Source organism: Bacillus chungangensis (assembly GCF_030812995.1).
Lineage (GTDB): Bacteria > Bacillota > Bacilli > Bacillales > Bacillaceae_C > Bacillus_CF > Bacillus_CF chungangensis.
In genome coordinates, this window is record NZ_JAUSTT010000009.1 from 130,388 (window position 1) to 153,744 (window position 23,357).

23 protein-coding genes and 1 pseudogene are annotated in these 23,357 nt (G+C 38.7%); 9 read left to right on the top strand and 15 right to left on the bottom strand.

Annotated features, from left to right (window positions below; all coding sequences use genetic code 11):
• Positions 1-52 precede the first annotated feature (52 nt).
• The 3 genes from J2S08_RS09360 to J2S08_RS09370 all read right to left on the bottom strand — a co-directional run bounded on the left by J2S08_RS09360 (position 53) and on the right by J2S08_RS09370 (position 1,658).
• Positions 53-337: a helix-turn-helix domain-containing protein gene (locus J2S08_RS09360; RefSeq protein WP_307228870.1), complete on the bottom strand. Its 285-nt coding sequence runs from the start codon at positions 335-337 to the stop codon at positions 53-55.
• Positions 338-624: 287 nt separating this feature from the next.
• Complete coding sequence (locus J2S08_RS09365) at positions 625-1,413, bottom strand: phage antirepressor (RefSeq protein WP_307228872.1); 789 nt, start codon at positions 1,411-1,413, stop codon at positions 625-627.
• Positions 1,413-1,658, bottom strand: coding sequence for a helix-turn-helix transcriptional regulator (locus J2S08_RS09370; protein WP_307228874.1), 246 nt, complete (start codon positions 1,656-1,658; stop codon positions 1,413-1,415). Before J2S08_RS09370 ends, J2S08_RS09365 begins: the two co-directional genes overlap by 1 nt.
• A gap of 182 nt (positions 1,659-1,840) precedes the next feature.
• Between J2S08_RS09370 and J2S08_RS09375 the strand changes: the two genes are divergently transcribed.
• The 3 genes from J2S08_RS09375 (at position 1,841) to J2S08_RS09385 (ending at position 4,026) form a co-directional block, all read left to right on the top strand.
• On the top strand, positions 1,841-2,281 hold the full coding sequence (locus tag J2S08_RS09375) for a helix-turn-helix domain-containing protein (protein WP_307228876.1): 441 nt from the start codon (positions 1,841-1,843) through the stop codon (positions 2,279-2,281).
• 11 nt (positions 2,282-2,292) lie between these two features.
• Positions 2,293-2,739, top strand: coding sequence for an ImmA/IrrE family metallo-endopeptidase (locus tag J2S08_RS09380; RefSeq protein WP_307228878.1), 447 nt, complete (start codon positions 2,293-2,295; stop codon positions 2,737-2,739).
• Between the two features lie 138 nt (positions 2,740-2,877).
• Complete coding sequence (locus J2S08_RS09385; RefSeq protein WP_307228879.1) at positions 2,878-4,026, top strand: tyrosine-type recombinase/integrase; 1,149 nt, start codon at positions 2,878-2,880, stop codon at positions 4,024-4,026.
• A gap of 63 nt (positions 4,027-4,089) precedes the next feature.
• Here J2S08_RS09385 and rlmD read toward each other — a convergent pair whose 3' ends face one another.
• Together rlmD and J2S08_RS09395 are read right to left on the bottom strand one after the other, a co-directional pair.
• A complete protein-coding gene (rlmD, locus tag J2S08_RS09390; protein WP_307228881.1) occupies positions 4,090-5,457 on the bottom strand; it encodes a 23S rRNA (uracil(1939)-C(5))-methyltransferase RlmD in 1,368 nt (455 codons plus the stop codon).
• Positions 5,458-5,609: 152 nt separating this feature from the next.
• Complete coding sequence (locus J2S08_RS09395) at positions 5,610-6,392, bottom strand: HAD family hydrolase (protein WP_307228882.1); 783 nt, start codon at positions 6,390-6,392, stop codon at positions 5,610-5,612.
• Between the two features lie 328 nt (positions 6,393-6,720).
• Here J2S08_RS09395 and putP point away from each other — a divergent pair, with 328 nt between their 5' ends.
• The gene (gene putP / locus J2S08_RS09400; protein ID WP_307228884.1) at positions 6,721-8,205 is read left to right on the top strand and encodes a sodium/proline symporter PutP; all 1,485 of its coding nucleotides are present in this window, start codon (positions 6,721-6,723) and stop codon (positions 8,203-8,205) included.
• A 52-nt stretch (positions 8,206-8,257) separates the two neighbouring features.
• On the opposite strand, the gene J2S08_RS09405 is transcribed toward putP, so the two are convergent.
• The 5 genes from J2S08_RS09405 to J2S08_RS09425 form a co-directional block, all read right to left on the bottom strand.
• Positions 8,258-9,172, bottom strand: a complete 915-nt coding sequence (locus J2S08_RS09405) for a diacylglycerol kinase (RefSeq protein WP_307228885.1) — start codon at positions 9,170-9,172, stop codon at positions 8,258-8,260.
• A gap of 293 nt (positions 9,173-9,465) precedes the next feature.
• Positions 9,466-10,386, bottom strand: coding sequence for a hypothetical protein (locus J2S08_RS09410; RefSeq protein WP_307228887.1), 921 nt, complete (start codon positions 10,384-10,386; stop codon positions 9,466-9,468).
• Positions 10,383-11,501 carry a hypothetical protein gene (locus tag J2S08_RS09415; RefSeq protein ID WP_307228889.1) on the bottom strand — a complete coding sequence of 373 codons (1,119 nt, stop codon included), beginning with the start codon at positions 11,499-11,501 and terminating at the stop codon, positions 10,383-10,385. The genes J2S08_RS09410 and J2S08_RS09415 overlap by 4 nt, the downstream gene beginning before the upstream one ends.
• Positions 11,491-11,979, bottom strand: coding sequence for an anti-sigma factor (locus tag J2S08_RS09420; RefSeq protein WP_307228891.1), 489 nt, complete (start codon positions 11,977-11,979; stop codon positions 11,491-11,493). Before J2S08_RS09420 ends, J2S08_RS09415 begins: the two co-directional genes overlap by 11 nt.
• The gene (locus J2S08_RS09425) at positions 11,976-12,527 is read right to left on the bottom strand and encodes an RNA polymerase sigma factor (RefSeq protein WP_307228893.1); all 552 of its coding nucleotides are present in this window, start codon (positions 12,525-12,527) and stop codon (positions 11,976-11,978) included. The genes J2S08_RS09420 and J2S08_RS09425 overlap by 4 nt, the downstream gene beginning before the upstream one ends.
• Positions 12,528-12,977: 450 nt before the next feature.
• Between J2S08_RS09425 and J2S08_RS09430 the strand changes: the two genes are divergently transcribed.
• The 5 genes from J2S08_RS09430 to J2S08_RS09450 all read left to right on the top strand — a co-directional run bounded on the left by J2S08_RS09430 (position 12,978) and on the right by J2S08_RS09450 (position 18,508).
• A complete protein-coding gene (locus J2S08_RS09430) occupies positions 12,978-14,171 on the top strand; it encodes an NAD(P)/FAD-dependent oxidoreductase (RefSeq protein WP_307228894.1) in 1,194 nt (397 codons plus the stop codon).
• Positions 14,172-14,314: 143 nt separating this feature from the next.
• Positions 14,315-15,733 carry an MBL fold metallo-hydrolase gene (locus tag J2S08_RS09435; RefSeq protein WP_307228896.1) on the top strand — a complete coding sequence of 473 codons (1,419 nt, stop codon included), beginning with the start codon at positions 14,315-14,317 and terminating at the stop codon, positions 15,731-15,733.
• A 247-nt stretch (positions 15,734-15,980) separates the two neighbouring features.
• Positions 15,981-17,009 (top strand): PAS domain-containing sensor histidine kinase, encoded by a 1,029-nt coding sequence (locus J2S08_RS09440; protein ID WP_307228897.1) that lies wholly within the window; start codon positions 15,981-15,983, stop codon positions 17,007-17,009.
• A gap of 1 nt (position 17,010) precedes the next feature.
• Positions 17,011-17,649, top strand: a complete 639-nt coding sequence (locus J2S08_RS09445) for a response regulator transcription factor (protein WP_307228899.1) — start codon at positions 17,011-17,013, stop codon at positions 17,647-17,649.
• Between the two features lie 79 nt (positions 17,650-17,728).
• A complete protein-coding gene (locus J2S08_RS09450; RefSeq protein ID WP_307228901.1) occupies positions 17,729-18,508 on the top strand; it encodes a sulfite exporter TauE/SafE family protein in 780 nt (259 codons plus the stop codon).
• Between the two features lie 34 nt (positions 18,509-18,542).
• Here J2S08_RS09450 and J2S08_RS09455 read toward each other — a convergent pair whose 3' ends face one another.
• The 5 genes and pseudogenes from J2S08_RS09455 to J2S08_RS09475 all read right to left on the bottom strand — a co-directional run.
• Positions 18,543-19,106, bottom strand: a complete 564-nt coding sequence (locus J2S08_RS09455) for a thioredoxin family protein (RefSeq protein WP_307228902.1) — start codon at positions 19,104-19,106, stop codon at positions 18,543-18,545.
• 75 nt (positions 19,107-19,181) lie between these two features.
• Positions 19,182-20,612: an Asp-tRNA(Asn)/Glu-tRNA(Gln) amidotransferase subunit GatB gene (gene gatB / locus J2S08_RS09460; protein WP_307228904.1), complete on the bottom strand. Its 1,431-nt coding sequence runs from the start codon at positions 20,610-20,612 to the stop codon at positions 19,182-19,184.
• A gap of 12 nt (positions 20,613-20,624) precedes the next feature.
• The gene (gene gatA / locus J2S08_RS09465; protein WP_307228906.1) at positions 20,625-22,082 is read right to left on the bottom strand and encodes an Asp-tRNA(Asn)/Glu-tRNA(Gln) amidotransferase subunit GatA; all 1,458 of its coding nucleotides are present in this window, start codon (positions 22,080-22,082) and stop codon (positions 20,625-20,627) included.
• Between the two features lie 12 nt (positions 22,083-22,094).
• Positions 22,095-22,385: an Asp-tRNA(Asn)/Glu-tRNA(Gln) amidotransferase subunit GatC gene (gene gatC, locus J2S08_RS09470; protein ID WP_307228908.1), complete on the bottom strand. Its 291-nt coding sequence runs from the start codon at positions 22,383-22,385 to the stop codon at positions 22,095-22,097.
• Between the two features lie 470 nt (positions 22,386-22,855).
• Positions 22,856-23,357, bottom strand: a pseudogene (locus J2S08_RS09475) (RNA-guided endonuclease InsQ/TnpB family protein); the annotation flags it as partial.

Below are 23,357 nucleotides of genomic sequence, written 5' to 3' on the forward strand. Positions count from 1 at the left end.
AGTACAGACTTATGTCAATTAATCTATTAAAATTTTTAATAGGAAGAAACAGTTAAACAACTTTTTCTGTCTGATGATCTATCCAGTTCATCAAGGCTGTATAAGGAATGCGAATCTTATTCCCATCCCTGATACAAGGGAATCCATTAACTTCTGATTGCTGACAAAGTTCATATGTTGCTGTACGACCAATTCGTAAAATTTTTGCTGCTTCTGGCACTTTAAGAAATCGTGGTGTTTCTTTATAACCATGGGATTCAAGTAACTTTTTGACATCTTGCAGATGCTTTTCGTTTTCTTCACGGACTATTTGGCGAATCACATCTTCGAAGGACAATTAAATCGCTCCTTTCTGGTGTGAGTAAAAATGATATTGTTTTTCTAAATTTAGGTCTTTAATGAAACACTTATAATGATGAATCAGATCACAAAGCTTTTGATTTTGATCTAATAGTTTCTGATTACTAACTGAAGAATCTTCAAGTAGTTGATGTAATTTGTCGATATGTTGTTTAGTTGTTGTTAACAAGAACCACATAGCGTTAGTTTTTTCGTCTTCAGTCATGTTGTAAATATTGTCAATGAACTCGTTGCATTTTTTGATAATAAATTCGTTGGAACTCATTAGACTTTCACCTCGAATTCATTTATTAACATTTGAGCTATTTTGATTTGCCCTTTTCCAGTGATCAGTGTAGTCAAAGACTCGACATCACCGCTTGATCTGCTTATTAGTGTTACTGTAGTTTCAAACAAACCTTGTTCGATGTATATTTGCTTAGGGTTATTCTTTTCACGTCCTGATTTAATTAGAAAACCTTTATCACGTAACCACTCAAACATTTTATTTCGACCTAACTTGATACCGTGTTCGTCATACATTAGTTTTGCGAACGACCCAACATTAATAGATGCGTTTGAATTAGAGACAACCTTTCCAAATGATGTATATGGCATGTCCAACTTTTGTTGTTCAATAACAGCTGCTTTTTCCTGTTCAGCTTTTAAACGTTGGTTCCGCTCGATTTTCAAGGTTTCTAACAACTTTATTCCGAAGTCTGGATTACTGATGATGTTTTTAATCGTTTCAGGAGTTGCATACGCTCCATGCTTTCTTATTGATGGAAGAACTTCTGATGTAACCCATTTGCGAAATTTTTTTGCTTCTGGTTTACGGCTATCCAAGATGACATCATACAGACCATCTTCGTTAACAAATGTTACTTGTTGGACTCCACCGGCTGTTTCAAGGGGGTGATTCGAAATCACATCCTTATCTAAACGCCGTTTCACTCCAGCAACTTGACCAAGGCCAAGAATCTCGCAAACATCTTTCAAAAGAAAAAGAACATCATTATTTTTTTGGATGACAGTTAATTTTTTGTTATTGAATATTTTTTGAATCTGATTCATCAGCTCACCTCTTTGGGGATTTTTTTGATACTTTTTGTATCAATAGATACCTGAAAAAGTTCTGGAAACAAGACTCTATCCCTAGTGGAATATAATTTTTCGAATTTAAGCATTGTTTCACGACCAGGATTGCGATGTCCTTTTTCTATTTTTCTAATGTATACTTCTGAAACACCTAGCATTTCAGCGACTTGTTTTTGAGTCCAACCTCTAGTATTTCTTTCTTGAACAAGTCGACATCTCATGTTATCACCTCGTTTTCTCGATACGTTTTGTATCTGTTGTATTTTCATTATAAATGATACTAATTGTATCGTCAATAGTTTTTTGAAACTTTTTGTAACATGGGTTTAAAACGATACATAAAGTATCTATACTAGTACTTGTATAACCTTTTGTATCATTAGTTTAGAAAGGAGGAGTTCGAATGTTAGGAAATCGTTTAAAAGCTTTAAGAGGTAAAAGAACTCAAGAAGAAATTGCTAACTCTATTGGAGTTTCTAGGGCTAGATATTCTCACTACGAGAACAACAGAAGAGAACCTGACAATGAAACCCTCCAAAAGATAGCTGATTTTTTTAATGTATCAACAGACTATTTACTTGGTCGTTCCAAAGAAAAAGAATCAGACTGGAATTTAAAGCTTCCAGAGTTAACCGATAAGGATGAGCGTGATATAGCCAAAGATTTAGAAAAGATAATTAGTAATTTAGGAAAAAAAGATGGTTATTCACAATTTGACGGTCAAAGCATTGATGATATGGACGAGGAAGATCGTGAATTGCTCATTGCATCTCTTGAAAACTCTATGCGCTTAGCGAAACGGATCGCTAAACAAAAATTCACCCCTAAAAAATATCGTAAATAGGAGTGCAATTTATGTCTCGAATGAAAGAAATTGTCGCAAAAATTATTGATAAATACGGAACGAACGATCCATTTGAAATTGGAAAGGCCCGCAGCATCGAATTTGTATTTGCAGAGCTAGGCAGTACCTTTGGCTTCTATAGCTCCTACAGACGGATTCAGTTTATTCATATTAATAATAAATTGGAGAAGACCATTCAACGCTTCGTGTGTGCCCATGAATTGGGACACGCCATCTTACACCAAGACATTAATACTCCATTTCTGAAGGCGCATACATTTTTTTCACAAGAAAAAATCGAAGTTGAAGCTAACACCTTTGCAGTTGAATTACTAATGACAGATGATGCGATTTATGAATATAAGGATATGTGCCTCTCGATCAACAAGCTGGCCGAAATATACGGCATCCCTAGGGAGGTCATTCATCTAAAAACCTTTAGTAATAAATTTTTTTAATTATTTGCTAGTTCGATATACACATGTAAAAAGATGTGTTTTTATTTTTAAAATCCAATAGAACTGTTGTTCCCTAATGGGAATTTATTTTTAGCTATAATAGAACATATATTCTTAAATCGAAAGGAGTAATAAAAGATGGCTTATTTCCAAAAGGTTCCCGCAAAGAATAAACAAGGCTATAAGTGGAAGTGTACAGAAGATGCACCACTACATCCTGTAACAGGTAAACGACGGCAAGTGACTAGGAGGGCTGATTCTAAAAAAGAAGCACAACAAAAAGTAATGGCAGCAATAGAGGAAATTAAAAAGAAAGACCGTGGAGAAATTAATACTGATTTGGAAAATATAACAGTAAAAGAACTATTTGAAAAATGGTTTGAATTAATTATGAAGCGAAAGTTAAAAGAGACAACTTTCAAAGAATATTATAACGCTGCAAATTATCGCATTATTCCCGTTTTAGGGAGTATAAGAGTCAAAGACCTTAACACGATTATGCTACAGAAATACATTAACGATCTGATAGATGAAGGTCTATCACCAAGGTATATCGAATATATCAGCACGATTTTTTACGGGGCGCTAGAGACCGCAAGGAAATGGAAAGTTATTCAAACAAATCCATTAATAGATGTAGAAAAACCACGACCACGAAGGATCGAATATATTACATGGACACTTGACGAGATGAATAGATTTTTACATTTGACCAAATTATCAAACCTACGTTTATTTACTATTGTGAGTACCGCAACAAAAACTGGTTTGCGGCGTGGTGAAATCTTATCTTTAAAATGGTCTGATGTAGACTTTGAAAATAAAACTATTTGTGTAGAACGTTCATTAGTATATGATAAAAATGGGTTTCGTTTCACAACTCCTAAAACGTCCTCGTCAAATAGGGTTATAAAAATAGGAGATTCATTGATAAGAGATTTTAAGAGATGGAAAACAAATCAGAACGAAATAAAAATGGTTCTTAGGAAAAGCTATGAAGATCATGATTTAATTTTTTCTACACAAACAGGTAAACCTATATTTCCACGCTCACTTACTCATGATTTTAATAAAGCAATCAAGGTTGCTGGTGTTCCGAAAATAAGATTTCACGATTTAAGACACACGCATGCGACAATTTGTCTGGAAGCTGGTATGTCTTTAAAAGAGGTACAAGATCGGTTAGGTCATAGTAGCATAAAAACGACTGGTGATGTTTACGCTCATGTTACGGATGCGATGAAAGAAAAAACTGTCGATTTGTTTGAAAAATATATTTCAAAATAGACTTTTAGCAAGGTATGTGGTCAAAATGTGGTCAATGATGACATACCTTGCATAAAAGCCTTGTTATATCAATGTTATCAACGCCACACACTCCACATGCCCCGTATGCGGAAACATATCCACAGGCTGCACCTCAAGCGTCTTGTAGCCACCATCTTCCAATATTCGCAAGTCTCTTGCAAGTGTTGCTGGGTTGCACGATACGTAGACGACTCTCTCTGGCTTCATGTCCAAAATGGTGTCCAGCAATGCTTCGTCGCAGCCTTTGCGGGGTGGGTCGACGACGAGGACGTCTGCTTGTACGCCTTCTTTGTACCATTGCGGGATGACTTGTTCTGCTTTGCCAACTTCAAAAACAACATTTTCGATTCCGTTTAGTTGGGCGTTTCTGTTGGCGTCGGCAATGGCTTCTGGTACGATTTCGACACCGTATACTTTTTTTGCTTTTTTGGCTAAAAATAAGGAAATCGTACCGATGCCGCAATAGGCATCAATGACTGTTTCTTCGCCGCTTAATGCCGCATATTCCAACGCTTTTTCATAAAGGATTTTTGTTTGTTTTGGGTTGACTTGGTAAAAGGAGCGTGCGGAAATAGCGAATTTGATGTCACCAATATAGTCATAAATGACTTCGCTACCCCAAAGCACCTTTGTTTTTTCTCCAAAAATAACATTTGTCTGTTTTGGGTTGATGTTTTGTACGATTGCTTTCACTGCTGGAATGCTTTCCACAATTTCCTTCACTATCTGCTTCCGGTGCGGAAGTTCTGGTGTACGTGTCACAAGTACAATCATCATATCTTCTGTTGTGTAGCCGTAGCGTGTCATGACATGTCGTAAGATGCCTTTGTTCGTTTCTTCTTTGTATGCTGAAATATCGTAGCGTTGACAAATGTCTTTTACTATTTGGATCGCTGTATCATTTTGTTCGTGTTGAATGAGACATGCTTCCATATTAATGATGCGATGACTTCTCGCTTGGTAAAAACCGGAAACGAGTCTCCCCGCTTCCTCTCCGACAGGGACTTGTGCTTTGTTACGGTAACGCCATGGGTCTTCCATGCCTAAAACAGGATGAACGGTCACGTTTTCCAGTTTGCCAATTCTCTCTAAAACATCGCGGACTTGTTTTTCTTTTGCTTTTAGCTGCCCTTCATAACTGAAATGCTGGAGCTGACAGCCGCCGCACTGGTAATAAATCGGACAAGGCGCTTCGACTCTATTTGGACTGGCCGATAGGATTTCCATGAGACGGCCAAAACCATAGTTTTTATTTACTTTCGTCACTTTAATTTTAGCTTTTTCACCGGATAAACCATTAGGAACAAAAATTGGATATCCATCTACCTTCGCTACTCCGCTTCCATCATGAGTAACGTCTTCGAAATGGACTTCCAACATTTCATTTTTCTGTACTGGTGTTTGCTTCATCAAGATCTTCCTCTGCTGGCCAATTTTTTGCTTTTATGATTGTAACATATAGAAGCTCTCTTTGCGAAAAGAGTCACCCTCCGATTGTCGTTTCATATATATACTTTTAACTACAAAAAAGACCATCTATATACATAGATGATCGCGTCTTTTTACTTGGAAAGCAAAAGAGGAAGGATGTCTTGCAAAGATGCCACTTCATATGTAGGTTTGTTGTCATCTGGTGCTGTTTTTTGGTGATGATTGATCCAGATAGATTTCATTCCAATGGCATTTGCTCCGCGGATATCTGTATTCAAGTTATCGCCAATCATAATGGCATCATCTTTTCCTAAGTTCATTTCTCTAAGCACATGTTCAAATACAGTATGATGCGGTTTTCCTTTTCCGAGATCTCCAGAAATAATCGTTTTTTCAAAAAATGGCGTTAATTCTTGTGCTTTCTTTAGTTTATGGTGCTGTAGCGTTGGGGCGCCATTCGTAATGAGAGCAAGACGGAATGCATTTTTTAATTTCTGTAAAACTGTTAATGTTTCTGGATAAAGAAAGGAGATGTTTTCTCGGCTTTCCTTAAATAGCTGAGCGAGTTTTTTTCCAAGCTCTGGACTGTCGACACCAATAGCAAGAAGCCCGTCTGTCCATGCTTTTTCTTGGTAAATAGGAGCAATTTTTGCAAGCTCAGGAAACTCAAATGTTCCATCATGAAACGTTCCCCACAAACCCTCGAATGGATTGATGCCGATCATTTGGGTAAAAGGATAGACATCATATGTTTCATAAAGTGCTCTCGCTTTGTTCCGTACACTCTTTTCAATTAATTCAGCACTTATGTTTGTTTGTTTTTCCGCTTCTTTACAAGTAATCGAGAATGCTTCCTCTATACATTTTGAGTCCCATAATAGCGTATCATCAAGATCAAAAAAAACAGCTTTCATGTTTTCACCTAGCCCTTTTGTATTTTCCAGTTTGTTTGCGTTATTTTAGCAACATTCACTCATCTATGATTATAGCAGATTTTGACGTGTAAGATGGTTTTGCTATAAATTGACCTTTTTTCTCCTATTTCCCAAGCAATTTGTTTCCCGGGAAATAATTAGCCGATAATTGTAGAATGAATGATTTTAGAGTGAAATTTGTAAGATACGTATATTACTGTCGTATCGCAATTTCAAGTGGTTAGGATGAAAAAAGTCGTCGTTTTTTCAGATAAAGGATGTTAGAATAGTAATTATCTCCAAAATATCCATTTAAAGAGGTGGTAAAATGTCAGATGATATCATAAAAATGCTTGCCATTATTGTATATATGGCTGTGATGCTGCTCATCGGGTGGTATGCTTTCCGAAAAACGACAAACTTAACGGACTATATGTTAGGGGGACGTTCGTTAGGCCCTGCTGTAACCGCTTTAAGTGCTGGCGCTGCAGATATGAGCGGCTGGCTATTGATGGCGCTGCCTGGAGGTATTTATCTTACTGGGCTGGCAGATGCTTGGATTGCGATTGGCTTGTCTATTGGCGCCTACATGAACTGGCTCCTTGTTGCCCCCCGTTTGCGAACGTATACGGAAGTTTCCAGTAATTCTATCACCATTCCTTCTTTTTTAGAAAATCGTTTCAAAGATAACACTAAACTTCTTAGAATCGTTTCCTCCATTGTTATTCTCGTTTTCTTTACATTCTATGTTTCTTCAGGTATGGTAGCAGGTGCTGTCTTTTTTGAAAACTCTTTCGGCCTTCATTACACGGCAGGTTTGCTCCTCGTTTCTGGAGTAGTTGTTGCCTATACATTGTTTGGCGGCTTTCTTGCTGTTAGTTGGACGGACTTTGTCCAAGGACTTATTATGCTTATTGCACTTATTCTTGTTCCGATTTTAGCGATGAGAGAGACAGGTGGACTTGGGAATACATTTGATACAATTCGTTCCATTGATCCGACGCTGCTAGATTTCTTTAAGGGAACGACTGCAATTGGGGTCATATCTGCACTTGCTTGGGGACTAGGCTATGTTGGGCAGCCCCATATTATCGTCCGCTTCATGGCTATTCGTTCTGTAAAAGAGACTAAAACAGCTCGACGCATTGGAATGAGCTGGATGGTTGTGTCATTAATTGGCGCCTGTTTCACAGCTTTAATCGGTTTAGCTTTTTTTACAGAAACAAATCATACACTATCTAATCCGGAAGCTGTCTTTATCCAACTCGGACAAATTTTATTTCATCCACTGATAGCTGGATTTGTTCTAGCTGCTGTTCTTGCTGCGATTATGAGTACTGTTTCTTCTCAGCTCATTGTAACATCAAGTGCATTAACAGAAGACCTATACAAACTTATTCTTCGGAAAAATGCAACAGATAAAGAACTTGTTTTCTTTGGAAGAATGGCTGTTTTAACGATTGCAGTGATTGCAGGATTGCTTGCATTGGGCGGAGAAAATAAAACGATTTTAAGTCTCGTAGCGTATGCTTGGGCTGGCTTTGGAGCATCCTTTGGACCAATTATCCTTTTAAGCCTCTATTGGAGGAAAATGACGAATTGGGGTGCGATTTTCGGCATGATCGCAGGTGCTGCGACCGTTATTCTTTGGAAAAATGCAGATTTGCAATTCACAAAAGATGTTTACGAAATTATTCCCGGATTTATGATGAACTTTGCCGTTAGTATCATCGTAAGCCTCTTTACCTATCGGCGCAATGAGAACATCGAGCAAGAGTTCGATGCAAGCCTTGCATTGTTAAAACAGAAGTAGAATCAAAAACACCAGCAAAGCATTGTCTGATGCTGTGCTGGTGTTTCTATCCTTATCGGACAATATCTACAGGATTTATTTTATCTATTGGTACAAACACTTCCAAATGCCGGTATAAATTTTCAAATTCCGCTGGCAATAAACCGCCAAATTCTCCGTCAATATTTAGTTGCATCTTTTCTCGTGAATGTACTTTTACTCGATTTGCTTTTACATAGATAATATTTGGATTATGGATATGTTCCCCACGCAATGCTAATGTCGCAAGGCGAATGAACTCTGCAAGGTTTGTTTTCTTTAAAATAATGAGCGAAAACAATCCATCGTTTAAACATGCATCGGGAGCAATTTTTTCGAAGCCGCCAATAGAGTTTGTTAAACCGACCAGGAACATCATGATTTCGCCCTCATAGAGTTTGCCATCATACTCAATCGTTACTTCTGATGGCTTGATCGAAGGCAGCATTTCAATGCCCTTTAAATAATAGGCAAGCTGGCCAAGCATTGTTTTTAGCTTGCTAGGGACTTCATAAGTAAGCTCCGTTAAGCGGCCGCCTCCAGCGATATTAATGAAATAGTGCTCATTCATTCTTCCAATGTCAATTGGAATTAAATCGTTCTTAATAATAATATCTGTTGCTTTTTCTACGTCACGTGGAATATGTAATGCACGTGCGAAATCATTCGTCGTTCCAGTTGGGATAATCCCGAGTTTTGGGCGATATGGCTGTTCTGCAAGGCCGTTGACAACTTCATTGATCGTGCCGTCGCCACCTGCTGCAATGACAACATCGTATTTGCGTTCCACTGCAACTTTTGCGGCTTGAATGGCATCCCCTTCTTTTGTAGTTGCATGGCAAGATGCCTCATAGCCTGCCTTTTCCAGCTTTTGTAGAACATCTGCAAGATGCCGTTTAAACAACTCGCGGCCAGATGTTGGATTATAAATTATTCTTGCCCGTTTCATTCAAACATCCATCCTTCATTTAATATGAATTCTCTCTTTTTCTTATTGTGTCCATTCTAGCATAAATTTCATCGTTCATCCTTAAATAACAATTTACAACATTATTCGACAAGATCATAGAAGACGATAGCGAAGATTGGACATAGGATACCTTTTTTCTAAGAAAATTTAGTTTAACATAAGTATGTGTGAAACAACAAAAATAAATCCATTGCAAATGGCAATGGATTCATTGACGCTTCTAATCCCGTAACTGCGTCTTTGAAAAACAAACTTCCACTAACCTTCTTTCTTTACTCCGGCAATGTATTCACTTTAACAGAATATGCATCGAGGATTTTTAAAAGATGGGCTCCTTCTCCGAATGTGAGCGTTCCCCAATAGCGGCCTGATTCGGCTTGTTCATTAGTAAATGTCGCACCCGGATTTAAATTCCAATTTCCATCGTACAGTTCTTGAATATTCTCTACATCTATCGCCATATTGGCTTGCTCTGTTGTTAAAATGTCTATATCTGATGCTGCATTCACTACCCAATTACTAAGAAGTTCTCTCGGCTTTAAAGAAAGAGAGCTTCCTGATGCATTTACCTCTAATTTGATATCATTTGGGACGATAAGCGTGGCAGATAAACTATTCACCCGATCATAGTGTGTGTAATCAGGGAGATTTTTAAATGTGATATATAACGTATCGCCTTTTGTTTCTGTTAAAAGGTAATCACCGGCTGCTTTGAACAGCGGCTCTTTCTTCGTCATCATCACTTGATATGTTCCAAAAAGGTTCATTTGTTTGTTTGGCGATGTTTCTATCGATAATCCGTTCCCATTCGTATCGACTACAATCCTTTTTACTTCTTCACCGATACTCTTTTCGACTTTAGGTAAATCTAATGATCGGGTTTCGGTATTCATGGCTTGAACAGCTTCTTCGATTAATCCCGTCGTTTGAAGCAAAGTTAAGCCAATACCCATGATGCCAATGATGCCAATGAAAAAAATGCTTAAGATATCATACTTCACATAAGGGCTTTCTTGTTTCGAGAAATAAATATATAGCAAAACCTCAACACCTAAAATGATAAAAATCACCGGCCACCAAGATATCATTACTGTGGTCATGTCCCAACGTAAAATATTTGTCAACAGCAGGAACACCCCTAAAAATATTAGTGATGCCCCCATCGAAAAAGTCCCTACTCGCCATGTTCTCATTCTGTATCCTCCTCCCGCTCATTCCGTTCCCGTTTCTTTCCTTTCATCAAATAAATACCGCCAACAATGAACAAGATGCTAATCACTGCCGTTTGAAAATAAGTGTCAAACCAATTAGTGAGATGCATGTTGAAAAAATTGCTAAAATAAGGTTCAGCGATTGGCATAACAAGGTTCTTTAACAAATAATAAAATCCTACAAAGATGAGACCAATCCCCACCCATTTTTGTTGATGAACCAAGTAAGAAATAATCGGTGTATCCTCCTGTGGTTCACCGTTATATTTTGAAGCTCTTTGCATTCCGTCAAAAAAGCTGTAAAACCAGATGATCGGTACGATAAACAAGAACAATCCTAGTCTTAGTGCATCCAATATATAGATAGAAAATAAGAATGCTGCCATTAATTGAATGCCGCGTTTTTGCAAACCGAGATAAAGGTGGCCTGCACCCGGAAAAATGGATAGTAAAGTGGCAATCGATTTACTTTTCTTGCCATCATCTCGTTTCATTTCCAGTTCTTCCAATAAGGAACGATCGACTAAAATTTCGCCTTTTTGTTTTTTAGCTAGCTGCTGCATGACATCAAAAAAGCCAAACACCCAAATAATTGGGAGAAGTGCAAGGAAAATGAGCAGTTCTTGGCGACTAGAAAGGGCGCTAATAAAAATAACCATAATCCCCAGTCCTATAAAGGAGGCAAGCAATGTAACGCCGCGAATCATTAAGCCGAGTTGGAAATGGCCTAGTCCCGGAATAAAGGACAAAATAATCGTGAAAAACCTTTCTATTTCCTGGTTAGAGCCTGCATTTGTTATCGCTTCATCATGCCCATTGATATCTGCAGGTACTTGTTTTGTCCGATACAAATGAGATGCTGTTATTACAGTATCGATAAAATTAATGATATAAAGCAGAAAAGCAAAGACAAGCCCAAGTAAAAACATGAAATCACCATGACCAAAAATAACTTTACCTAAAAAAATTGCCATCAGCGGTATGCCAAAAACTGCCGCCGTATAAAACAGGCCACGGATGAATTTCCCTAAATAGAGCATGCCGCCGCCTGGAAAAAATGCTAATAAAAAGGCGATGAGCGGATTTTTATTTGTCATGCTTGTTTCCCTCCTTATGTTCTCCATCAAGTATATCGAGCAAAGAAAACGAATGATTAATTAATCCTTCTACGATAGAATTTGTTTCTCTCGGCGGTGTTTTCTCAAATGTATTCACATAATCCATTACCTGTGTAAGAACGCCTGATGACATCAGCAATATCGTCATCGCAGCCGCAGCAAAATAATGGAAGATTGTTTTTTCATAAAAATGCTGTTCTTTTTTCTTGATAACTCTGTTTTTCGATTTTTTTATGTTATTTTGAGCAGTAATTTCCTGCATAACGAGGTCAGTAAAAGCTGCTTCTTTTTGCATAGCAGGCAATGTTTGTTCTTGTGACTCGACAGCGGTGATGTAGAGCTCTAAGCATTGGTCACATGAGTAAAGATGCGCTTCATATTGTTCGCGGGTTCGCTCATCCAAGTCATTATTTACATATCGAAGCCAATGTTCTAATGAAATATGGTCTGTTTTCACGAAAAATCATCCTCCTTCCAATGCTTTTTCATCCACTGTCTTGCTCGGTATAATTTTGTTTCAATTGTTTTCACTTGTACCTGCTGTTCTTCTGCCATCTGTTGATAAGACTTTTCCATTATGTAAAAACCAATAATAACTTCGCGATAATTGTCTGGGAGCTCATTGATCCGCTCTTGGAGAAATTGTTTCCTCTCTTTATCCAGTAAAAGCAGCTCTGGTGTGTCAGGAAGCTGCAGCGAGATGCTGTCTTGCTGCAGCTCTTCTGTTTCCATTATATCTTCACGGCTTCGCTGTTTTTTCCGCTGCATATCGATCGCGTGGTTAATAGCAATGCGGGTGATCCATGTTTTAAATCCTTGCTTCTCATATTGGGGGAGAGAAGTATAGATTTTAATAAAGACCTCCTGCGCCGCATCTTCTGCGTCCTTCTGATTGCGAAGAACAGCATACACGGTGTGAAAAATATAAGTGCGATATTTTTCCACCAAAAGCCGAAATGCATGATCATTTCCGCTCTTTATTTTTTCAATGAGCGCATTCTCCAAACTTTCTCTCCCCCTTTCAAGCCTCTCTACTATCATAGACGAAGCAACTTACAGGAAACCCTACAGAAAAAATAAAAAAAATCATGGTAAAAATTTATTTGGGTTTAAATTCTCATTTGTTGTTAGACAAAGACAGTTTTATAGCGTCCACTCCTTATTTTTTCCGAAAAAATAACTCGCAATTATTTATTGGCGAGTGATTATTATTCATGTTGATTATATCATGTTGTTATTCGGCCCAGTACCTCCTTCTAAAGTCCCCTTTTGCTTATAAACAGGGAGCATGACAAAATAGGGGAAACCCCCTATGGTTTATGAAAGCGTTTAATCCTAATATAATAGTACAAACAATAATAAGTATTTCATCCATGTTCTAAAAGGAGAACAAGAACCGAAGCATTTTACGTCAAGGGCGATCAATCTTTACTTTAATAAGGGGGAGGGAAAGCGGTGGATAAACATTACAAAGTAGTAATCGTTGGCGGAGGTTCAGCAGGCATTTCTGTTGCAGCTCGCTTGGTAAAAGATTCCAAAAGTTTAGAGAGAAAAGTAGCCATTATCGATCCAGCCGACAAACACTATTATCAGCCTTTATGGACACTCGTTGGCGGCGGTATTTCCAAAAAAGAAAACTCTGAACGTGATATGAAATCCGTCATTCCTAAAGACGCTATTTGGATTCAGGATGCCGTAGACTCCTTTGAGCCGGATCAACATTTTATTTCTACTGAAAGCGGGAGAAAAATTTCTTATGACTACTTAGTCGTTGCGGCTGGAATCGATGTCCATTGGGATGGGATTAAAGGGCTGAAGGAAACACTTGGCAAAAACAACGTTTGCAGCAACTATTCCTATGAGCACGTTGATTATACATGGGAAGTCATTCGAGATTTTGAAGGCGGGCAAGCGGTTTTTAGCCATCCAAATACCCCTATCAAATGTGGAGGGGCACCGCAAAAAATAATGTATTTAGCAGATGACTATTTTTGCAAAGCAGGGGTAAGAGAAAAAACAAATATCATCTTCGGCTCTGCCAATGAAGCTATTTTTGATGTATTAAAATATCGCCAATCCCTAGAAAAAGTGATTGAAAAAAAAGGTATTACAGTGAATTTTGGCTGTCATTTAATTGAAGTGCGTGCTGCACAAAAAGAAGCAGTATTTGAACATCTTGCAACAGGGGAACAGGAAGTGATCAAATACGACATGCTTCACGCGGTTCCTCCCATGCAAGCACCTGCCTTTATTAAAAAAAGTGCTTTAGCAGACAGCAGCGGCTGGGTAGATGTTCATCCATATACGCTTCAGCACAAACGGTATAAGAATGTGTTTGGATTAGGCGATAATAGCAACCTGCCAACTTCTAAGACTGGCGCTGCTATTCGCAAGCAAGCTCCTGTTGTTGTAAAAAATCTTTTGAACATGGTAAGCGGAAAACCACTGGATGCACGATATGATGGATACAGCTCTTGCCCCATTGTCACTGGCTACAACCGGCTTATTCTAGCAGAATTTAATTATGATAAAGAGCCTGCTGAATCGTTTCCTATCAATCAAGCAAAAGAGCGCATGAGCATGTTTATGATGAAAAAATACTTTCTTCCAGCAATGTATTGGAATGGCATGTTGAAAGGGATCATGTAAGGATAATGGAGCAAATTTCTAAAATCTTTCTACCAACACCATATTTAACATACATCATTAAATGAGCCTATCCAATTGCCGCGCAGTATGCTATAAAATTCTTTTTCAAAAAAATCATGATTATTGAAAGGAGAAAGGAAAAAATGCTTCTACGATATTTTTATGATGAAAAATTAGCACATGCCTCTTATCTCGTGGGCTGTCAAGCATCAGGGGAAGCAATTGTCGTCGATCCATCTCGCAATATTGAACAATATGTAAAGGCTGCCGAAGCAGAAAAAGTGGACATTGTCGCTGCAACAGAAACACATATTCATGCTGACTTTGTCTCAGGTGCAAGAGAGATCGCAGCTCGTTTTCAAGCAATACTCTATTTATCAGATGAAGGCGATGAAAATTGGAAATATCAAAACCTTGACGGCCTCCAAAGTCAACTCCTCAAAGATGGCGATGTTTTTAGTATTGGAAATATCGATTTTACAGTGATGCATACTCCTGGACATACACCAGAAAGCATTTCTTTTCTTTTAACTGATCGGGGCGGAAAAGCAGACAAGCCAATGGGTATTTTTACAGGAGACTTCGTTTTTGTTGGCGACGTAGGAAGACCAGATTTGTTAGAAAAAGCTGCTGGTTTCACTGGAACCGCAGCAGCAGGCGCAAAAGATTTGTATTATTCACTTGAACGCTTTAAAAAGCTGCCTGATTATTTACAAGTTTGGCCTGCCCATGGAGCGGGGAGTGCTTGTGGAAAAGCACTGGGCGCCATTCCCACCTCAACCGTTGGATATGAAAAGCAATTTAATTGGGCGCTGCAATTTTCTAATGAAGAGGCATTTGTGAAAGAGCTGCTTGATGGCCAGCCTGAACCGCCAACTTATTTTAAAATCATGAAACATGTGAATAAAGTTGGCCCTGCTCTCTTAAAAGACCTTGCCTTGCCGCAAGAGATTTCCATTGAAGAATTACAAGCGTCCATAACGAATGGAAACACCGTGATTGATACAAGATCTGCAGAAGATTTTGCTCAGGGTCACTTGCCAGGATCGCTCAATATTCCGTTTACAAGATCGTTCCCAAACTGGGCGGGATGGCTTGTTGATTATAATCATCCCGTTTCTCTTGTTGCATCTTCTGAACGAATATCAGAAATTGTCCAGTCATTGCGATCGGTCGGAATCGATCACATTCCTGCTTACGTACATGCAGATGCCATTTCAGCATCAGCAAACATTACTTTACAAAGCAGCCGCTCCGTATCGCCAAAAGAGATGCTAAAACAGCTAGAAGCAAAGAACGTCCACCTTCTCGATGTGCGCGGCTTAAATGAATGGAAGGAAGGGAATCTTCCGGGGGCAATCCATATCATGTTAGGGACATTGCCAAATCGACTCACAGAAGTACCTGCTGATCAGAAAAAGCCGATTGTCGTATATTGCGCTTCAGGCGTCAGGTCTGCTATTGGCGTCAGCATTCTCCAAGCCAATGGCATTGAAAATGTGTTGAATTTAGATGGTGGAATCGAACGTTGGCAAGCAGAAGTTGAAACATTAGGTGTGTAATTCCTTAGAGATCGCATAACTGCATAAAGATCCTTGCCTGCAAGTATCCATCTAGGATTTTTATTTTTCGTCTTATTCACGCCTCCTCCATTTAGAAGAAAATAAGTGAACTCTCTCAGCCAATCTATTCCACATCTAGTACTTCTAATCCTTCTAACGCTTGAGGTAGGATTCTTGACTTGCCAGTGAGATGTGGGATAAAAAGAAACTATTGTTGAACTTTACAAATTCTATTTGGAGGTGCGCGATGAATCCAACATTAGCAATCGAGAATAAGTATTTAAAGCAAATATTCGAAAGCATTCAAGATGGCATTATTATTATGGATCACTTGCGGACAATCTTAATGATGAACCCGTCAGCCAAACGATTAACTGGTTGGCAACTAGGAGGAAAAGTCCCGTACTGCTCCTTTTGCCAAAACAGAAAACGTAAGCATGATGAAGATAAATGTTATTTAATTGCGAAAGATGAAGTTCCTTATTTTTTATCAGAAATGCCTACCTACCATGGCGAAAAAATTAATGTCGAGATGAGTACAGCGCTTATGTTTCATGATCAATATACCGGGAAGAAAGAATATTTGCTCGTTCTCCGCGACCAGCGTTTAAAGAAAAAAGAAGAAGAAGCATACGTATCTAAATTAATGATTCAAAAGCTTATTGAAGTGCAGGAAAATGAACATAAGCGCCTTGCTCAGGAACTGCATGATGGCGTTGGTCAATCATTATATACAATTTCTGTTGCCTTGCAGGCGATCGAACCTTATGTGAATGAGGAAAAAATCGCCGATTATTTAAGTGAAGTGCGTACAGAATTAGATAAAGTGATGAAGGATGTAAAAGCGTATTCTTATCAGCTTCGCCCACAAAGCCTCGATCGCCTTGGCTTGATTCCAACCATCGAAAGTCTTATTTCTACTATGACATTGAATAGAGATAAGCCTGATATCGTCTTTGATGCTAATGTCAAACAGCAGCTTCCTTCAACTGTGGAAATTAATCTATATCGTGTGATCCAAGAAGCTTTGCACAATATCATAAAATATGCCAAAGCTACGAAAGTAACAATCGAATTAAAACAACAGCAAACAGCGTTAAAGCTTCTTATTCAAGATAACGGAGTGGGCTTCGATCAAAGTACGATTTTAAAAGGACTCGGTTTAAAGCATATGTCCGAACGTATTGATCAAATCAATGGAACGTTTGTTATTGATACAACTATTGGTGAAGGAACTGTGATTCATGTGAACATTCCAAATGAGGTGATGGAGTAAAGTGATAAAAGTCATGGTTGTCGATGATCATGTCTTAATACGAAAAGGCCTTATCTTATTATTAGAGCTTTACCCTGAGATTTCTATCATTGGGGAAGCTGGGAATGGCAATGAAGCAATTACAACTGCACTCAGAACAAATCCAGATGTCATCCTGATGGATATTTCAATGCCGAGCGGATTAGACGGCTATACTGCAGCCAAAAATATCATAAGCGATCTCCCGCATACAAAAATTATTTTATTAACGATGCATGATGAAGAAGTATATATCCAAAAAGCGATTCAAGTTCGAGCGCATGGCTATATTTTAAAGAAGAGTCAAGGAAATGAGCTGTATGAAGCAATCAGATCAGTATATAACGGAAAACGTTTTTATAAAGTTGGAGTGCCAGAGGAGCAGCTCCAGAAAATGTTTGCAGCAGAAAAGCCGCGGTCTATTTTAACAATACGTGAACAAGAAATTGTACATTTGACCATCTTAGGGTTTACCAATAAGCAAGTGTCGGAAAAATTGGTGATCAGTCCAAAAACAGTAGAAAATCATAAATCAAATATTATGCAAAAACTACGTTTAAAAGATAAACATGAATTAATCCAATATGGACTAAATAATGGCTATTTAGAGCTTTGGAAATGACCGTATTCCTTTAGCAGCTTCTTTTTTTCATCACGCTGTTAGAGGTTTTTTTATTTAGTAAACGAATGGAGTGGAAGGCATGGACATCCTATTTTTTATTGTGATTTTTCTTATTGGTTTTATCGGTTCCTTTATCTCAGGAATGGTTGGCATTGGCGGGTCGATTATCAAGTATCCAATGTTGCTATACCTTCCTCCATTGTTTGGTTTAGCTGCTTTTACTGCTCATGATGTATCTGGGATCAGTGCAGTACAGGTTTTTTTCGCTACAATTGGCGGTATTTGGGCTTATCGAAAAGGAGGATATTTAAATAAGCAGCTCATTCTATACATGGGAACGAGTATTTTACTTGGCGGGCTGATTGGCGGATATAGTTCGCGTTTGCTGTCCGAAGGAGCCATTAACGTCATTTATGCTGTCTTAGCCACACTTGCTGTTATCATGATGCTTGTACCAAAGAAAAACAATGAAGAGATCCCAATAGATCAAGTATCTTTTCCTAAAGGACTTGCTGCTTTTTTGGCCTTCATTATTGGGACTGCCACTGGCATCGTCGGAGCTGCTGGTGCATTTATTCTTGTCCCTGTCATGCTTGTGATACTCAAAATCCCAACACGTATGACGATTGCTAGTTCACTAGCCATCACATTTATTTCTTCAATTGGCACTACCATTGGCAAGGCAGTAACTGGACAGATTATCTTCGTACCAGCTGTTATCATGATTATTGCAAGTTTGATCGCTGCACCAATGGGAGCAGCAATCGGAAAAAAAGTAAATACGACGATTCTGCAATGGATATTATCTATTATCATTTTAGCAACTGCTTTAAAAATTTGGTGGCAGATTCTTTCTTGACTTCGGTAGGGAAAGGCACCCGCTGAAGGCGGGGCTACTGATTCATGTTACTTAACGTTTTTTTCACGCTTTCATAAACGGTTGTCCACATTTGTGTATCATTCACATATTTTTTCGTCATTGCCGCAATCATTTCTTTGCGTTTTTCGTCAAAGGACGGATCGTCTTTAGCAGGCAGAGATGACATTGTTTGTTCAACAAAAGATTGAACTTCCTTTGCTCTAGGCCCCCATACTGCTTTTTCTTCCCCATCTTGATCAAGAAAAATAAAAATTGGAATCGATCGCGATGTGCCGTTTGTCAAATATTGATCCATTAACTCCAAATTTTGGTCGCGAAGCAAAATGCGGACTTCCATTTCACTTTTCTCCGCTATTTTAAGTAAAATAGGCAGATTCATCATCGCATCGCCGCACCAATCTTCTGTTAACACGATCACCCGTAATTTTTCTGCACACAAAGCTTGAAAAAATGCGTGATCGTCCGAAGGGACATGGAATCCTTCATAAATTTTTGCTGTGTTTTCTTTATGTGTTTGCATTCCTTTTAGATACGCTTCTGGCGATATTCCTTTTTCAAACCAATCTGTTAATGTCATGCTTGTTCCCTCCCCTTAAAAAATAGTGAAAGCCTCCCTGCCAATGATTGACAGGAGGCTATTTTTACTACGGAATTATCGTTTGTTCATTTCTTCAAGAAGCAGCTTATTCACCATTGGCGGATTCGCTTGACCGCGTGTTGCTTTCATGACTTGACCAACGAGGAAGCCAAGTGCACGATCTTTTCCGTTTTTAAAATCTTCAATAGATTGTTGATTGTTATCAAGAATTTCGGTAATAATTTTTAGAAGCTCGCCTTCATCAGAAATTTGCACAAGGCCTTTTTCTTTGACGATTTTTTCAGGATCGCCGCCTTTTTCAACAAGCTCCTTGAACACTTTCTTCGCAATTTTAGAAGAGATTGTTCCCTTTTCAATAAGCTTGATCATGCCAGCTAGATTTTCTGGAGTAAGGGCAACCTCATGCAATTCTTTTTGCTCTGCATTTAAATAAGCAGATACATCCCCCATTAGCCAGTTTGAAGCAAGCTTTGCATCTGCACCAGCTTCGATCGCTGCTTCAAAGAAATCTGACATATCTTTTGTTAACGTTAGAACCATTGCATCATAGGCAGGCAAGCCAAGTTCTTCTATATAGCGTTTTTTCCGTTCATCTGGAAGTTCTGGAATTTCAGAACGAACTCGTGCTTTCCACTCTTCATCAATATAAAGAGAAACTAAATCCGGTTCTGGGAAGTAGCGATAATCGTCTGCCCCTTCTTTTACACGCATCAAAGTAGTTTCACCCGTCGCTTCATCAAAGCGGCGTGTTTCCTGCTCAATGATGCCGCCAGCTAATAATACTTTTTCTTGGCGTTTTTGCTCAAATTCCAGCCCTCTGCGCACATAGTTAAAGGAGTTTAAATTTTTCAATTCAGCTTTTGTGCCGAATTCCTTTTGGCCAATTGGCCGAAGTGAAATGTTCGCATCACAGCGGAGAGAACCTTCCTCCATTTTACAATCGGAAACCCCTGTATATTGGATGATTGATTTTAGCTTTTCTAAATAAGCATAAGCTTCTTCAGGAGTGCGAATATCCGGCTCCGAAACAATTTCAATCAGCGGCGTGCCTTGTCTATTCAAATCGACAAGCGAATAGCCGTCCTTCGTATGTGTCAGCTTGCCAGCATCTTCTTCTAGATGAATTCGAGTGATGCCGATTTTTTTCTTCTTGCCATCTACTTCAATTTCAATCCAGCCGTGTTCACCAATAGGCTTATCAAATTGAGAGATTTGGTAAGCTTTCGGATTGTCAGGATAAAAATAGTTTTTCCGATCGAATTTTGTATCTGTTGCAATTTGGCAATTTAATGCCATTGCTGCCTTCATGCCAAAATCAACTACTCGTTTATTTAAAACAGGCAGCACCCCTGGGTAGCCAAGATCAATGACACTTGTATTCTTATTTGGCTCTGCGCCAAAATGAGCAGGCGCTGGAGAAAAGATTTTCGAATCTGTTTTTAATTCAACATGGACCTCTAGACCAATAATCGTTTCAAAGTTCATTCTGTTCACCCCTTACAATTGTGGTTTTTGTTTATGGTAGTCTGTTGCCTGTTCGAAAGCATGCGCCACTCGATAGACTGTGCTTTCATCAAAATGCTTGCCAATGATTTGCAAGCCAAGAGGCAGCCCGTTTGTAAAACCGCATGGAACAGAGATGCCTGGCAGCCCAGCAAGGTTCACAGGAATCGTTAAGAGATCGTTCGCATACATTGTCAACGGGTCGTCCATTGCCTCTCCAACTTTATAAGCAGGTGTCGGAGTTGTAGGTCCGATAATCACATCATATTTTTCCAAAATATTTTCAAAATCATTTTTGATCAATGTCCGCACTTGTTGTGCTTTTTTATAATAAGCATCATAATAGCCTGAGCTTAAAGCAAATGTACCTAGCATAATTCGGCGTTTTACTTCATCGCCAAACCCTTCTGAACGTGTTTTTGTATAAAGATCAGCTAAGTTATCAACATTTTCGGCACGGTAGCCGTATCGAATGCCATCGAAACGCGACAAGTTAGATGAGGCTTCCGAGGAACTAATAATATAATAGGAAGCAACTCCGTATTTAGAATGCGGCAAGGATACTTCTTCCCACGTTGCTCCTAGACCTTCAAGCACCTTCAAAGCAGCTAGCACCGATTCGCGGACTGCAGGATCAACACCTTCGCCAATATATTCTTTCGGAACAGCAATCTTCAATGATTTAATGTCGCCTGTCAACGCTTTTACATAATCATGAACCTCAATATTTGCTGAGGTGGAATCATGTTGATCAACACCAGCAATCGCTTTGAGCAAATATGCATTATCTTCCACATTTCTTGTAATTGTGCCAATTTGATCAAGAGAAGATGCAAAAGCGACTAATCCGAAGCGAGAGACTCTTCCATATGTAGGTTTCATTCCAACAACACCACAGAAAGCCGCTGGCTGGCGAATCGAGCCGCCTGTGTCAGAACCGAGAGAAAATGGAATTTCTCCAGCTGCTACTGCTGCTGCAGAGCCGCCTGAAGAACCGCCTGATATCGTCTCCAAGTTCCATGGGTTGTATGTTTTATGAAATGCTGAAGTCTCTGTTGATGAACCCATTGCAAATTCATCCATGTTTAATTTTCCAATCGTAATCGTACGTGCGTTATGTAGCTTCTGTACAACTGTTGCATCGTAAATTGGATCAAAATTTTCCAGCATTTTACTAGCACAAGTAGTAACAATTCCCTTTGTAACGATGTTATCTTTTAGGCCAATCGGCATACCAAACAGGACATGATCTGCTGATTCTGTTCCTTGCTGTTCATCAAGCTCCTTTGCTTTCGCACGAGCATTTTCCTCGTCTAATGCCAAAAAAGCCTTCACCTTGTCATCTACTTCTTGAATTCTTTTATAAGACTCGTCTACAAGCTCTGATACCTTTACTTCTTTCTTTTGAATCAGCTCATGTAGATCGGCTACTTTATGATCGAATAATGACATGCTTGTCCCCCCTTATTCCAAAATTGATGGAACTTTAATTTGACCATCTTGATGCTCTGGTACATTTTTAAATAATTCTTCGTATGATAAGCCTTGTTCCGCAACATCTTCTCGAAAGACATTTTTCATCTCTATCACATGAGACGTTGGCTCCACGTTTGTCGTATCTACTTCATTTAATGTTTCAGCAAGCTGAATCATACCGTCCAGCTGTTCAGCAAATACTTCAGCTTGCTCATCATTTATCTCCAGTCTAGCTAAGTGAGAAACATGCTTCACTTGTTCTTTTGTAATCCTTGACAATCCAATCACCTCCACGATTATTCGAACACTTACAATCCTTTTGATAATATCAGAAAATAGCATAACTAAGCAAGAGCACAAGCATTTCTCCTCATACGCCGACAACGCAATCAGCACAGTTTGAGCACGATGGAAACGGTAAATCCCCCTCGCATTTACGTCCCTACCAATAAGTACTAAATGAAACAAAAAAGGAGAAAACGGAATGCTTCTATGCTAAATTGCAGTGTTATGCCCTATACACGATCAATCGTTATCTTGATAGACTGCCTCTTCAAGTAAAGTTTTAAATAGTTATTCTGATTAATAAGTTTCTCCGTTGCCAAAATCTTATAAAACTCTATAAGAAATTGTTTGCTTCCCTGTTCTACGTATCCGATTTTGCCGAAGCTACTCTCGTTTGGTGTAACACTCCGAGGGCGTAAATTCCGATGCAACGAATCGTACATATTAGCAATAACTTTTAGGTGTTAATTTGCTAATTCATAGCGTGACAAATTGATAGATGCATTCAAGTCCCTATCCATTTCATGACCGCATTCACATTGATACGTTCGGTCAGACAATCTCAAGTCTTTTTTGATAGCTCCACAACTTGAACACATTTTTGATGACGGATACCATTTATCAGCTTCAATAAATTCAATTCCATATTTTTTACACTTATATCGAATTTGTCTCTTAAACTCATACAGTTTCTGCTTTCTGATAGCATCTGACAAATGTTTATTTTTCATCATTCCTTTAATATTCAAGGTCTCCATGACAATTCGATATGGTTTGGTTTTCACGATATTGTTTGTCGCTTGATGAATATAATTTGTTCTAATATTTGTGTAGTCGTTGTATTCTTTTTTCGAGTTTTATAATGTTGCTTGTTTTGACGAAACGGCTTCCCTCCTTGTTCATTTGATATTTTCTAGAAACTTGACGCTGCAACCGATGAAGGCGTTTCTCTGCCTTTTTTACTAC

Bases quoted from the DNA above. Each gene is read 5' to 3' on its own strand.
- J2S08_RS09395 (WP_307228882.1), bottom strand. From the start codon at position 6,392: ATGAAAGCTGTTTTTTTTGATCTTGATGATACGCTATTATGGGACTCA.
- J2S08_RS09435 (WP_307228896.1), top strand. From the start codon at position 14,315: ATGCTTCTACGATATTTTTATGATGAAAAATTAGCACATGCCTCTTAT.
- J2S08_RS09370 (WP_307228874.1), bottom strand. From the start codon at position 1,658: ATGAGATGTCGACTTGTTCAAGAAAGAAATACTAGAGGTTGGACTCAA.
- J2S08_RS09380 (WP_307228878.1), top strand. From the start codon at position 2,293: ATGTCTCGAATGAAAGAAATTGTCGCAAAAATTATTGATAAATACGGA.
- J2S08_RS09405 (WP_307228885.1), bottom strand. From the start codon at position 9,172: ATGAAACGGGCAAGAATAATTTATAATCCAACATCTGGCCGCGAGTTG.
- J2S08_RS09455 (WP_307228902.1), bottom strand. From the start codon at position 19,106: ATGACATTAACAGATTGGTTTGAAAAAGGAATATCGCCAGAAGCGTAT.
- J2S08_RS09415 (WP_307228889.1), bottom strand. From the start codon at position 11,501: ATGACAAATAAAAATCCGCTCATCGCCTTTTTATTAGCATTTTTTCCA.
- gatA (WP_307228906.1), bottom strand. From the start codon at position 22,082: ATGTCATTATTCGATCATAAAGTAGCCGATCTACATGAGCTGATTCAA.
- J2S08_RS09450 (WP_307228901.1), top strand. From the start codon at position 17,729: ATGGACATCCTATTTTTTATTGTGATTTTTCTTATTGGTTTTATCGGT.
- J2S08_RS09410 (WP_307228887.1), bottom strand. From the start codon at position 10,386: ATGAGAACATGGCGAGTAGGGACTTTTTCGATGGGGGCATCACTAATA.
- J2S08_RS09365 (WP_307228872.1), bottom strand. From the start codon at position 1,413: ATGAATCAGATTCAAAAAATATTCAATAACAAAAAATTAACTGTCATC.
- rlmD (WP_307228881.1), bottom strand. From the start codon at position 5,457: ATGAAGCAAACACCAGTACAGAAAAATGAAATGTTGGAAGTCCATTTC.
- gatB (WP_307228904.1), bottom strand. From the start codon at position 20,612: ATGAACTTTGAAACGATTATTGGTCTAGAGGTCCATGTTGAATTAAAA.
- putP (WP_307228884.1), top strand. From the start codon at position 6,721: ATGTCAGATGATATCATAAAAATGCTTGCCATTATTGTATATATGGCT.
- J2S08_RS09385 (WP_307228879.1), top strand. From the start codon at position 2,878: ATGGCTTATTTCCAAAAGGTTCCCGCAAAGAATAAACAAGGCTATAAG.
- J2S08_RS09440 (WP_307228897.1), top strand. From the start codon at position 15,981: ATGAATCCAACATTAGCAATCGAGAATAAGTATTTAAAGCAAATATTC.
- J2S08_RS09375 (WP_307228876.1), top strand. From the start codon at position 1,841: ATGTTAGGAAATCGTTTAAAAGCTTTAAGAGGTAAAAGAACTCAAGAA.